General features: G+C 66.4%; 9 protein-coding genes, 1 tRNA gene and 1 pseudogene. 5 read left to right on the forward strand and 6 right to left on the reverse strand.

The genetic code is table 11. From position 1 onward, the window contains the following. Nucleotides 1-9: 9 nt before the first annotated feature. Nucleotides 10-693: pseudogene (locus tag H9L16_RS16225) on the forward strand (M15 family metallopeptidase); the annotation flags it as partial. Between the two features lie 18 nt (nucleotides 694-711). Further along, complete coding sequence (locus H9L16_RS10985) at nucleotides 712-1,701, forward strand: serine hydrolase domain-containing protein (RefSeq protein WP_229796651.1); 990 nt, start codon at nucleotides 712-714, stop codon at nucleotides 1,699-1,701. Between the two features lie 245 nt (nucleotides 1,702-1,946). Here the strand turns inward: H9L16_RS10985 and H9L16_RS10990 are convergent, their stop codons facing one another. The 4 genes from H9L16_RS10990 to rnd form a co-directional block, all read right to left on the reverse strand. Next, nucleotides 1,947-3,194, reverse strand: a complete 1,248-nt coding sequence (locus H9L16_RS10990) for an EAL domain-containing response regulator (RefSeq protein ID WP_223158137.1) — start codon at nucleotides 3,192-3,194, stop codon at nucleotides 1,947-1,949. Further along, nucleotides 3,163-5,700 (reverse strand): PAS domain-containing sensor histidine kinase, encoded by a 2,538-nt coding sequence (locus H9L16_RS10995; RefSeq protein ID WP_187551734.1) that lies wholly within the window; start codon nucleotides 5,698-5,700, stop codon nucleotides 3,163-3,165. The genes H9L16_RS10990 and H9L16_RS10995 overlap by 32 nt, the downstream gene beginning before the upstream one ends. Nucleotides 5,701-5,972: 272 nt before the next feature. Then, nucleotides 5,973-6,048: transfer RNA gene (locus H9L16_RS11000), tRNA-Ala, on the reverse strand. 19 nt (nucleotides 6,049-6,067) lie between these two features. Beyond that, on the reverse strand, nucleotides 6,068-7,189 hold the full coding sequence (rnd, locus tag H9L16_RS11005) for a ribonuclease D (RefSeq protein ID WP_187551735.1): 1,122 nt from the start codon (nucleotides 7,187-7,189) through the stop codon (nucleotides 6,068-6,070). A gap of 92 nt (nucleotides 7,190-7,281) precedes the next feature. Here rnd and H9L16_RS11010 point away from each other — a divergent pair, with 92 nt between their 5' ends. Further along, complete coding sequence (locus H9L16_RS11010) at nucleotides 7,282-9,114, forward strand: formylglycine-generating enzyme family protein (RefSeq protein ID WP_229796593.1); 1,833 nt, start codon at nucleotides 7,282-7,284, stop codon at nucleotides 9,112-9,114. Nucleotides 9,115-9,166: 52 nt separating this feature from the next. Then, nucleotides 9,167-10,066, forward strand: coding sequence for a M48 family metallopeptidase (locus H9L16_RS11015; protein WP_187551736.1), 900 nt, complete (start codon nucleotides 9,167-9,169; stop codon nucleotides 10,064-10,066). A 78-nt stretch (nucleotides 10,067-10,144) separates the two neighbouring features. Here the strand turns inward: H9L16_RS11015 and phaR are convergent, their stop codons facing one another. Next, the gene (gene phaR / locus H9L16_RS11020) at nucleotides 10,145-10,639 is read right to left on the reverse strand and encodes a polyhydroxyalkanoate synthesis repressor PhaR (protein WP_187551737.1); all 495 of its coding nucleotides are present in this window, start codon (nucleotides 10,637-10,639) and stop codon (nucleotides 10,145-10,147) included. A gap of 153 nt (nucleotides 10,640-10,792) precedes the next feature. Here phaR and H9L16_RS11025 point away from each other — a divergent pair, with 153 nt between their 5' ends. Then, on the forward strand, nucleotides 10,793-11,587 hold the full coding sequence (locus H9L16_RS11025) for a tRNA threonylcarbamoyladenosine dehydratase (protein WP_187551738.1): 795 nt from the start codon (nucleotides 10,793-10,795) through the stop codon (nucleotides 11,585-11,587). 132 nt (nucleotides 11,588-11,719) lie between these two features. Here H9L16_RS11025 and H9L16_RS11030 read toward each other — a convergent pair whose 3' ends face one another. Continuing rightward, complete coding sequence (locus H9L16_RS11030) at nucleotides 11,720-12,487, reverse strand: TatD family hydrolase (protein ID WP_187551739.1); 768 nt, start codon at nucleotides 12,485-12,487, stop codon at nucleotides 11,720-11,722. Nucleotide 12,488: the final 1 nt, after the last annotated feature.

The raw sequence follows: 12,488 nt of genomic DNA on the forward strand, positions 1-12,488 counted from the left end.
GCGCTGGCGATGCTGTTGCTGGCGGCCAGCCTGCAGGCGGTTGCCGCTGATCCGCCAACGCTGTCGCCGGCGACCACGATGGAGCAGGCGGGCATGGTCGACATCCGCGCCGTGGTACCCGGCATCGCCCAGGACATCAAGTATTTCGGCAGCGACAATTTCGTCGGTGCGCCGGTCGATGGCTATCTCGCACCGCGTTGCTGGCTTAAGCGCGAGGCCGCCGAGGCGCTGGCGAAGGTCGAAGCCACGTTGCGCACGCAGCACCAGCGCCTGCGCATCTTCGACTGCTACCGGCCGGCGCGTGCAGTCGCGCATTTCATGCGCTGGGTCAACGATCCGGCCGACCTCAAGACCAAGCCCGCGCATTACCCCGACTTCGAGAAGCCGCAATTGCTCGACGGCTACATCGCACCGATGTCAGGTCACAGCCGCGGTGCCACTATCGACCTGGCCCTGCTGCAATGCGATACCAACGGTGCCGCCTGCACACCGCTGGACATGGGCACCGAGTTCGATTTCTTCGGCACTCGCGCAAACACCGATTCGCCGGAAGCGAGCGAAACCCAGCGCGGCAATCGCCAGCGCCTGCGCGAGGCCATGCAGGCCGCCGGTTTCCGCAACTATCCGATGGAATGGTGGCATTACACCTTCCAGCCCGAACCCACCCCCGGCACGTATTACGACGTGCCCGTGACTGCCCCCGAGTCCCCGATGCCCGATGCCGCGATCGAACGCCTGATGCAACGCTACGAGGGCGATGTCCCCGGTGCGTCCCTGCTGGTCCTGCACGACGGCGAAGAGCGGGTCCATCGCGGTTATGGCCGCTCCGATCTGGAGCACGGCATCGAGGCTGGCGCGGCCACCAACTACCGGCTGGCCTCGGTCAGCAAGCAGTTCACCGCCGCGGCGATCCTGCTGCTGGCGCAGGACGGCACGCTCGCCATCGACGACCGCGTGCGCCGATGGCTGCCGTCGCTGCCGTCCGCAACAGATGCGATCACCCTGCGCCAGTTGCTGACCCACACCTCGGGCCTCCTCGATTACGAAGACTTGATGGCCGAAGCGTATGAAGGCCAGATCCGTGATGCCGGCGTGCTCGCACTGCTGGAACGGGAAAACCGGTTGGCCTTCCCGGCAGGTAGCGCATATCGCTACAGCAACAGCGGTTACGCGCTGCTGGCGCTCGTGGTGGAGCGCGCGTCCGGCATGACGTTCCCGGCGTTCCTGCACAGTCGCATCTTCCTGCCGCTGGGCATGCACGACACCGTGGCCTACGTGGCCGGTGGCGAAGAGGTATCGAACCGCGCCTGGGGTTACAGCGAGATCGATGGGCAGTGGCAACGCAGCGACCAGAGCTCGACCAGCGCGGTGCTGGGGGATGGCGGGATCTACTCGAACACCCACGATCTGGCGCGCTGGGATGCGGCGCTTTACGACGATCGCCTTTTAAGCGATGCCTCGCGCGCACTCGCGTTCGGCAAACAGGTCGAGGTGGCGGGCGAGGGCGCTGCGACGCATTACGGCTTCGGCTGGCGGATCAGCGGCGACACGCGCTGGCATTCCGGCGAGACCATCGGCTTCCGCAACGTGATCGTGCGCTGGCCGGCGCAGCGGCTGACCGTGATCCTGCTCAGCAACCGCAACGACCCCGCGCCGTACCAGACCGCACTCGACATCGGCCGACGGGTACTCGAGGATTGAGGGCAGCAACGCATCCGGCGCTGCTGCCACTCGCCTCATGGGGGACACGCTCGATCCTGCGGCATTGGCAGTGGCCATTCCTGGCGAATAGATTGAAGCGTCGGGACTCGGGGGGCGCTGTGCACCTCACCGTGGAAGGTGGCGCGGGGATGATCAAGGCCTGCAGCATGGGGCGTACGTGGCCAGGGGGCATCGGCAGCGTGATGGAGTAAAACGCACAAGCCACGCTATCTGGCGACAAAGGCTCAGGAATAATCCCGCACCCAGTCCGGCAGATCGGTGGAGGGCATGGGCCTCGCGATGAAGAAGCCCTGCGCCAAGTCGCAGCCGCACTCGCGCACGAGATTCAAGTCGTCACGGGTTTCCACGCCCTCGGCCACCGAGACGACTCCCAGCTTCCTCGCCATGTCCAAACTCGACTCAAGGATCATGCGGCTGGATTCCTGATGGGCCGCATGCATCACGAAGGACTGGTCGATCTTCAGCTCGGTGAAGGGGATGCGGGTCAACTGCTGCATCGACGAATAGCCGGTACCGTAGTCGTCGATCGACAGCCCGAAGCCCTTGATGCGCAGTCGCGTCAGATTCTCCAGGACGCGGCCGACATTGGTCATCGCCGCGGACTCGGTGATCTCCAGGGTCATGTGCCGGGGCTCCAGGCCCTGGTTGGTCACCTGCCAGGTGATCGCGTCGGAAATGCCCGGATCCGCGAGCTGCTTGACCGACAGGTTGACCGCAACGTCGAGGTCGAGACCCGCGTTGCGCCATTCCTGGCAATCGCGGGCGCTGCGGGCGAGCATGGTCCAGGTCAGCTCGCTGATCTCTGAATTCTCTTCCAGCAACCCGAGGAACGCGTACGGCATGACGATCCCGTCGCGTGGATGGCGCCAGCGGGCCAGCGCCTCGGCACCCTTGACCCGTCCGGTCTTGAGGTCGATCTTGGGCTGGTAGAACGGCTCGAACTGGTCGTTTTGCAGGCCCTCGATGATTTCGTCCAGGCTGAAGATCTCGCGCGCCGGCTTGAACCGCTCCGGATTGGGCTTGGCGCGCCAATACAGGCTGATCAGGTCCGCGAAGCGTTCCTGCGTTGGCGGCTTCTCCACCGTGCCGAGCAGGCGCATGCCATATGCCGCGCTCATGGTCTCGATGGTGTCGAGCAGGGATCGGTCCAGGCCGCTGGTGATGATCAGGGCGGCACCGCTGCTGGCTTCGCCCAGGCTGCGGATCAAGGACATCCCGTCCATGCCGGGCATGTCGATATCGGTGACGATGATGTCGAATGGATGGCCCAGTTCGCGGATGATCTCCAGCGCGGAGCGGCCGTCTTCCGCCTCGTGGATCGACTTGGCACCCAGGTTTTCGAGCATCTGGACCATCATTCCGCGCTGGAATTCATGATCCTCCGCGACCAGCAGATGCAGGCCCTTTGCGGGCGTTTCGCTGCCATCGCCCGAGCGTTGCTTAGCGGGGCTGTTCGGCATCGAGATAGGCATACAACCTCTCCAGTTTGCTGTCGAATTCTTCCATCAGATGCTCGATGGTACTGGCGTCGCCGGCACGCGCCGCCTGCTCCAGTGTGCCACTAGCGGTGGCGAGACCGATGGCACCAATGAAGCCACAGGCACCCTTGATACGGTGGGCGAGGTGGGTGACGGCGTCCAGGTCGCTGCTCTGCACGGCCTGCCGCAGCAGCAGCACGTCCGCGTCGTTGACCCGCCTGAAATGTTTGAGCACCTGAGGCGAGTCGACCGGGCTGCCGCCGGATACGGCCAGAGGGGCGGGGTCGTCGGGTGATGCGGGGAGCCTGCCGACCTCTTCCCGGGCACTCTGGGCGGAGGCTCCGAGGGAGGGCACCTTCTTCAGCGGCAGCCAGCGATCCATGACTTCCGCCAGCACCACCAGCTCCGTGGGTTTTGGGACGTAGTCGTCCATCCCTGCACTTCGGCACTCCTCGTAGACGCCACCGATCACGTTGGCGCTGCAGGCCACGATCGGCGTGCGGCGTCGGCCACAGTCGACCTCGGCCTCGCGGATGCGCTGACTGAGTTCGTAGCCACTCATGAACGGCATGTTGCAGTCCGTCAGTACCAGTCCGAACCGGCCGGTTTGCCACTGCTCCAGCGCCTCGGTGCCACTCTCGACTTCCTCTACCGCATATCCCAGCACGTTCAGCTGGCTGCGCATCACCATCCGGTTCACTGGGTGATCGTCCACCACGAGCACCAGGGTGCCATCGCTTGCCGCCTGGGTCGTGGTGGGGACTTTCCTGTCCTGCGGCAGCCGGGTCGCCGGGTTCTCCACTCCCTCGCGCTCGGGTGCCAGCAGGGCAGGGTCCGCGGCCGCAAGTGGCAGGTCCAGGGTCATGATCGTGCCCTCGCCGGGCGCGCTCGCCATCGACACCTCACCGCCCATGAGTTCGGCCAGGCGCCTGGAAATCGAGAGCCCCAGGCCAGTCCCGCCGAAGCGGGTGGCAGTATGGGCCTCGGCTTGCTCGAATGGCTGGAACAGTCGTTGCTGCTGCTCCGGGGAGATCCCGATGCCGGTGTCCTGCACCTGGAAGCGTACGAGTTCGCGAGCGCCCTCACGCCCCAGCAGCAGGGCGCGGATCTCCACATGGCCGCTATGCGTGAACTTGATCGCATTGCTGACGAAATTGCCCAGGATCTGGCGCAGGCGAAGCCCATCCACCATCACCGCGGGACGGATATCGGGGTCGACGCTGTGGCGGAGTTCCAGGCCCACGCCGCTCGCGTTTCCGGCATGGACCCGCTGCACGCCAGCCACCAGGTCCGCAATCGAGGTAGCCTCGGGGCGAATGTCCAGCTTGCCGGCTTCGACCTTGGAGAAATCCAGGATGTCGTCGATGATCTGCTGCAGCGATTTCCCGGACTCGCGCACACCCTCCAGTGCGCCCTGCAAGTCGGGGTTCAGCGGGGTCATGAAGATCACTTCAAGGATTCCCAGCATGCCGTTCAGGTGGGTGCGGATCTCGTGGCTCATGGTGGCCAGGAACACGGTCTTGGCATGGTTGGCGACGTCAGCGGCGTCCTTGGCCTTCGAAAGGCCTTCTTCCAGCGCCATTCGACCGCTGATGTCCTGAACCGTGCCGTGCATGCCGCAGACAACGCCGGACTGGTCCACCTTGGATACCGCGATGAATTGAAGCCTCGCCGCCTCGCCGTCTGGACGTACATAGGTCAGGTCGTAGGTCTGCGGCTCGCCTGTTTCCTGCGCCTTGAAGAATGCATCGGCCGTCAGTTCTGCACCATCCTCGAAGAGTGCAACCGCCTCGGCGAGGTCGAGCGGGCCGAGTGACGGGTCGAGGTGCAGCATCCGGTAAACCTGCGGCGACCACGTCAGCGCGCCGGTCGCGAGGTCGCATGTCCATTCGCCCAGCCCGGCGACGCTGAGAGCTTCGTCCAGGCGCTGCAGCGCATCCCGCAGGGCCTGTTCGGTGGCCTTGTTCTCGGTGATGTCCGACCAGTAGCCGTTCCACAGCACGTCGCCATTGGTTTGGGGCACGGGGATGCCGGACGATCGCATCCAATGCAGGTTGCCGTCGGGTTTGCGAATCCGGAAATCCACTTCCAAGCCTGTCAGATGTTCCGCCGAGTGGATTGCCGCCGCGATCAGCAGTTGTCGATCCTCCTCCACCAAGGCTTGTCGAGCCGCGTTGGCATCGCGCAGCACATGCTCCCGGTTGATCCCGAGCGTCTCCCCGGCATTCGCGCTCAGGAATTCGAAGCTGAATGCATTCTCGGGAGTGCGGCGCAGGACATAAACCGTTCCCGGCAGGCTGTCCGCGATTGCCTGCAAGCGGTCTTCTGCGGCATGGCGTCCACGCGACTGGCTCACGACCCCCCACAGCACCACCAGCATCAGCGCCACCATCGCCAGGCCGGCGACGGGCAGCATCCAATCGGCCCTGGATGCATCCCAGAGGCTCCAGCCCAGCAGCATGATGGCGACCACGGCGAGTCCACACGCTGCCAGGATCATGTCCGGCATGCGACCTGAGCGCGTGGTCGTGGTGCTCCGCATCCGTTCCTTCCCCCGCGGTCGCCGCCCGCTCACTGAACCTTATCCTATCGCCAGACAAGACATTCGGATTGCATGGGTGCGTCCAGGCGAGTCGGTGCAGGAGCCGGCTTGCCTTGAAAATATCGAGAGGACACACAGGGCCACCGGATTCCTTCATTCGCACCGACGCGCATTCCCGGCAAATGCGAAGGGCGAAAAAAAAGGCCGGCATTAGGCCGGCCTTGAAATCGTGGTGGAGCGGAGGGGGATCGAACCCCTGACCTCCACGATGCGAACGTGGCGCTCTCCCAGCTGAGCTACCGCCCCACGATGAACACACCGCCGATTATACGGAGGCCTTGCTGGTCTCGCCAGAGGCGAGCAGGGGAGCAATCCGGGCTTGCAGCACCTCACGTCGCCAGCCTGCCAGCGCGCCGGTCCAGCCGCCGCCGTCCTGCAACGCCTCCAGCAACTTGCGTGAGGCCAGCACGCCTTCCGGCACGCCGAGTTCGCCGGCGGTGGCCAGCACCGCGTCCTGCATCGCGCGCAATTGTTTCTTGTCGCGGTCTTCGCCACGTGCGAGTGGCGCATCGTCTTCGTCCGCCAGCGGCATGGTGAGCGCCTGCCAGATCGGGTCGCGCAGGCTCTTCGGTGCCTTCGGCGTGGCATCCAGTTGCGCCTGCAGCGCGGCCGGGTCGGCCGGATTTGCGCGGGCCAGGGTCACCGCCAGCTCGTTGTCCAGGATCCAGCTGCGCGGGCGATCGCTGCGGCGCGCGTGCGCCTCGCGCCAGCGCAGCAGTCGCAGCAGCCGGCGCTGTGCCGCCGGGTCCAGGAACTGCGCGCTGCGCATCGACAGGTGCGGCCAGCGTTCGCCCTGGTCGTTGGCCGCATTCGCGAGTTGGCGGGCGCCGTCCTCGGCCAGCCAGCCGCTGCGGCCCAGGGTGTCCAGTTGCTGTTGCAGCGACGCGTGCATGGCATGCAGATGGCGCACGTCATCCGCGGCGTAGTCGAGTTGCGATGCCGACAGCGGCCGGCGCAGCCAGTCCGAGCGGGTCTCGCCCTTTTCCAGGGCAACGCCGGTGACTGCCAGCACAAGCTTCTGGTAACTCATGCCCGCACCGATTCCGCACAGCGCGGCCGCGGCCTGGGTATCGAACAGCGGCGCGGGCAAGACGCCGCAGGTGTGCTGGAAGGCGACCAAGTCTTCGCTCGGGCTGTGCATCAGCTTGAGCACGTCGGGGTCGACCAGCAGCGGCACCAGCGCCTCGGCCATGCCGGGCACCAGCGGGTCGACCAGCAGCACGTCGCCGCCATCGCCCAGCGCGATCTGCACCAGCGCCAGTTGCGGCCAGTAGGTGCGTTCGCGGATGAATTCGGTATCCAGCCCGATGCTCGCGGGTCGGCTCCGGGAGGAAAAGGCGGCGAGGTGCGCGCGCAGCGCGTCGGGGGTGTCGATCCATTGGCTCATGCCGCCATTATGCGGTTGCCGGGGTGGACGACTTGGCCTAAGTTCGCCCGAACCCTCATCGCGGCCCTGTTGCCGGCGTCCCGGAGTGTCGTTTGCGCGCAGGTTGGACCGTCATCGCCCTGTTCGTCCCGCTGGTGCTGGCCGCCTGCAGGCCGGAGACGCCCGTGGTGCCGGTGCCGCAGCCTGTGCAGCCGGAACGGTCGGCCGGCAGCGTGAGCATCAGCGGTGACGACACGCTGGCCGGCGTGCTCAGCTGGAGCCTGCCGGCAGTACAGGTCGATGATCCGGCGGTCGCGCGCAAGGCCGCGCAACGCGCGCTGGCGCAGGGCGATCTGTTCGAGACCGGCGCGTCGGCGATCCCGATCCTGATCGCCCTGCAACGCCAGCATCCCGGCGACGAGGGCGATGCGAAGCTGCTGGATCGCGCGCAGGCTGCTTTGATCGGCCAGGCCAAGGCGGCCCTGGATGCCGCCGACGAAGACTTGGCCGCGCTGCGCTTCGCCCAACGCCACGCGACCGTGCTGCGTACCCTGTGGCCGGAGGCGGCGCGGGTCCAGGCCTACCTGCAGGCCGTCGATGCCGCGGAACAGGCGCGCGAACGCAGCCTGGCCGGCATGCGCGCGCTGGTGGCCGGCCAGCTGGACACGCCGGGCGGTGCGCTGGATGCGTTCCACGAGGCCATTCGCCTGCGGCCCGGGCAGATGCGTGCGCACCTGGGCATCGGCGCGGTGGAGTCCGCGTTGATCCGCAGTGCGGAAGCCGCCGCGATGCAGGGCGATTTCGCCGCTGCCGGCGTGGAGCTCGGGCGCGCGCAACGCGTGCGCCAGCACCCGCAGACGATCGCCGCCGCGGCTGCCCGCATCGAGGTCATGCGTGCCGAACGCGTGCGCCGCTTGCGCGACGAAGGGCTGATCGCGCTGGGCGAACCTGACGGCCTGCGGGTCGCGCGCGAACGCCTGGCGGACATGCTGTTGATCGCGCGTGCCGGCGATCCGGCCAGCGTGGAATTGCGCCAGCGGATCGACCTGGTCGGTCATTACGGCTTGTTCCGACCGGGGCAGGTGTTCACCGATGGCCTCGACGATGGCACCCGCGGCCCGGGTCTGGTGGTGGTTCCGCACGGTGCCTTCCACATGGGTGCCCCCGACGACGAGGCCGACGCCAGCAAGGACGAACAGCCACGCCACCTGGTGCGACTGGAGCGCGGTTTCGCGATGACCCGCCACGAGATCACCGTCGGCGAGTTCGGTCGTTTCGTCGAGGCCAGCGGTTATGAAGGACGGGCCACCGAGCGCGGGCATTCGCTTGCCTACGATGTGCGCAGCGGCAATTTCGTGCGCGGCAGCGGCATCGACTGGCGCTCCGGCTACGACGGCCGCCCGGCCGCTGCGGACATGCCGGTGATCCATGTCACTGCGCGCGATGCCGAGGCCTACGCGGCATGGTTGTCTGAGCAGGCCGGGGCGCATTACCGGCTGCCCAGCGAAGCCGAGTTCGAATACGCGTTGCGCGCAGGCAGCACGACGCGTTTTCCGTGGGGCAGCGGCGCGCCACCTGAAGGCGTCGAAAACCTCACCGGCGGGCTGGATGTGTCGCCACAGGGGCGGCGCTGGAGCAATGCTTTCCCGGGGTATGGCGATGGCTGGTGGGGGCCGGCGCCCGCGGGCAGTTTCGCCGCGAATGCATTCCGTCTTCACGACATGGCGGGCAATGTCTCCGAGTGGGTGGCAGATTGCTGGCATCAAGGGTATCGACGGGCACCGGCCACCGGCGCGGCGTGGATCAATCCCGGGTGCCGCAACCGCATGTATCGCGGAGGCTCGTGGGCCAGTGCGCCAACGCAGGTGCGCTCGGCGTGGCGCGCGTCCGGGGGCACCGATGCAACCAATGCACGCGTCGGGTTCCGATTGGTGAGGCAGCTTTGAGGGTCGCCGGGCAGTCGCCCGGTGCGGCAATTCCAACGCAGGGAGTGGCGCGATGAACCAGAATCCGATGGGCAATGGCGGCAACCGACAATCGCGCCGGGGCTTCGGTGGCCTGCGCCTGTTGGTGGTCGGGGCGATGCTTGCCTACGGCGCTTACTACTATTTTTCCAATCGCACGGTGGATCCGTACACCGGCGAGCAGGTGCTGATCGACAAGACCCTGGATGCCGAACAGGAAAGCGCGATGGGCCTGCAGGCGTATCGCGAGATCCTCAGCCAGGAGCGTCCGGTCGATCCGAATTCGGAGATCGCGCGGCAGATCAGCGGCATCGCCACCCGGCTGATCGACAAGGTCGATGAGGTCGAGCGCGACCTGGCCGCCGAGCGCGGCATGGAGGCACGCAATTTCGCTGCCGGCTTCGATTGGACGGTCAGCGTGATCCAGTCGGACCAGGCCAATGCGTTCGCCCTGCCGGGCGGCAAGATGGCGGTCTACACCGGCCTGGTGCCGGTGGCGAAGAACCAGGACGGCATGGCCGCTGTGATGGGCCATGAAATCGCCCATGCGCTGATGCGCCATGGCGCGCAGCGGATGGCGCGCGGCAAGCTGGAGCAGATCGGGCAGATGGCGGGCGCTGCGGGCGGGATGGACGCCGGCACCATGCAGACGGTGATGTCGGCCTATGGCGTGACCTCGGCGCTGCCGTATGCGCGTGGCCATGAAACCCAGGCGGACGAAGTGGGCTTGATGCTGGCCGCGGCGGCGTGCTTCGACCCGCGTGAGGCCGTGCCGTTGTGGGAGCGGATGGCGCAGGCCAGCGGCGGCCAGGGCCAGCCGGAATTCGCGTCGACCCATCCCAGTCCGGAAACCCGCATCCAGCATCTGCAATCGCTGATGCCGAAGGCGCTGGCGTTCCGCGAGAAGTATTGCGGTGCTGGCGGCGCACGCTGAACCTGCGACGTCACTGATCGCCAGATGCGAAAACGGGCCGTGAGGCCCGTTTTTCGTTGCTGCGGCTTGCCGCGCGGGTCAGCGCGGCTTGCGCGGATCCCGCTCCCGCTGTTGCGCGCTTCCGGTCGGGCTGCCCATGCCGCCGACCAGGTTTTTCTGGAAGTCCTTCCACACTTCCATGTTGCGCTCGGTCAACTGGTTGAGCATGGTCCATGGGGTCTGCCCCATCAGCCCGCCCATCTGGCTGCGGAATTGTTGCTGCTGGTCAAGGAACACCTGCATCGAGCGTTCCAGGTAGTTGCCCATGAAGCCCTGCAGCGAATCGCCGTAGAAGCGGATCAGGTGACTGAGCAACTGGGTGGACAGCATCGGTTGCCCGTCCTGTTCGTGCTCGGCGATGATCTGCAGCAATACCTGTCTGGTCAGGTCGTCGCCGGTCTTGGCATCGCGAACCTCGAAGGTCTCGCCGTCGATGATCAGCTGGCGCACGTCCTCGATCGTGATGTAGCTCGAGATCTCGGTGTCGTACAGGCGGCGGTTCGGATACTTCTTGATGATGCGGGTCGCGGTCATGGAGCAAACACTCTAAGCGGCGCTGGAGGCAGCATGGCGCACCGCAACACGCCTTGCAACTGCTGCAGCAAAGGTGCAGCAAAACTCTCGCCATCGGCACCGGTGAAGGTGCTCAACCCACCGGTTCCAGACCCGACCGTTAAACTGGATCGCATGGACGACGCATTGCGAGAACGCTTCGGTGGCATCGACCGCCTGTATGGCACCGGCGCGCTGGTGCGCCTCAACGCCTGCCACGTCACCGTCATCGGCATCGGCGGGGTCGGCTCGTGGGCGGTCGAGGCGCTGGCACGCAGCGGCATCGGCAAGCTCACCCTGGTCGATGCCGACGACCTGTGCGTGTCGAATACCAACCGCCAGTTGCCGGCGCTGGACGGCCAATACGGACGTGCCAAGGTCGAGGCGATGGGCGAGCGCCTGCGCGCGATCAACCCCGGCATCGAACTGGACCTCAGGCAGCAGTTCCTGACGCCTTCCAACCTCAGCGAGCTGCTGGACGCACCTGGCGACCTGGTGCTGGATGCCTGCGACAGTTTCCGCAGCAAGGTCGAGGCGATCGCGCATTGTCGCCGGCGCAAGCAGCCGATCGTCACCGTCGGTTCCGCCGGCGGCCGCAGTGATGTCACCCAGGTGCGTGTGCGTGACCTCTCGCGCACCGAGCACGACGCGATGCTCTCGCTGATCCGCAAGAAGCTGCGCGGCGAGTTCAACTTTCCGAAGAACCACGACCGCTACTTCGGCGTACCGGCGATCTATTCGCTGGAGAACGTGCGATACCCGCAGGCCGACGGCAGCGTCTGCGGCATCCGCCCGCAGCTGGGCAAGGACGACGCGTTGAAGCTGGACTGCGGTGCCGGCCTCGGCGCGGCCACCCACGTGACCGGTGCGTTCGCATTTGCGGCGGTAGGGAAGGTGCTGGAGATGTTGCTGAAGCCGAAGCAGGCTTGATCGCTGCCGCGAGTCGCCCGGGCAGGCAGGTATCGCCAGCCGCTTAGTTGGCACATCCCGTGCCGATGCGCGGCCGCAGGCCATCCTTGGCCTGCTCTGGTCGATACCCCCCCCCAACCCTCGCCAACTCGCTCATCCTGCCGCGATGTTGAACAGGCGGTTGGCATTCGCTGTGGTCGCCGACGCCAGTTCCTCGCGCGGGATACCGCGAAGGGTGGCCACGACATCGAGCACTTCGACAAGATGCGCCGGCTCATTGCGCTCGCCGCGATGTGCGACACCGGGTTGGTCAGGACTGTCGGTTTCCAGCAACAGTTGTTCCAGCGGCATGCTCGCGACAATGCCGCGCAGCCGCTTCGCGCGTTCGTGAGTCACCGGTCCGCCGATGCCCAGCAGGAAGCCGAGCCTGTGCAACTGCGCGGCTTGTTCCGCGCTGCCGGAAAAACTGTGGATCACCCCGCGCAGGCCGCCGAGCTTGCGGATCGACGCGATCACCCCATCCACCGCGCGCCGTGCGTGCACGATGACGGGCAGATCAAACTCGCGCGCCAGGTGCAACTGGCCGACGAAGTAGACCTGCTGTGCATCGACATCCAAGCCATCGACGAAATAGTCCAGACCGCATTCGCCGACCGCGACCGGACGCTCGCGCTCGATCCAGTCGCGTAGGTCATCGAGGTGCGCGGGCCGGTGCGCGTCCAGGTACATCGGGTGCAGGCCATACGCCGCATGCAATCCCGAGAATTCCGCGCAGACCGCCTTGAGTTTCGGCCAGGTGGCGGCTTCGACCGCGGGCACGATCTGGATGTCGACGCGGGCGGCGAGCGCACGTGAATGCGCGGCAGCGCGATCGGCATCGAACTCCGGTGCGTCGAAATGGCTGTGACTGTCGACCAGCATG

Origin of the sequence: Thermomonas carbonis, assembly GCF_014396975.1 — a bacterium.
In the GTDB taxonomy this organism is placed as follows: Bacteria; Pseudomonadota; Gammaproteobacteria; order Xanthomonadales; family Xanthomonadaceae; genus Thermomonas; species Thermomonas carbonis.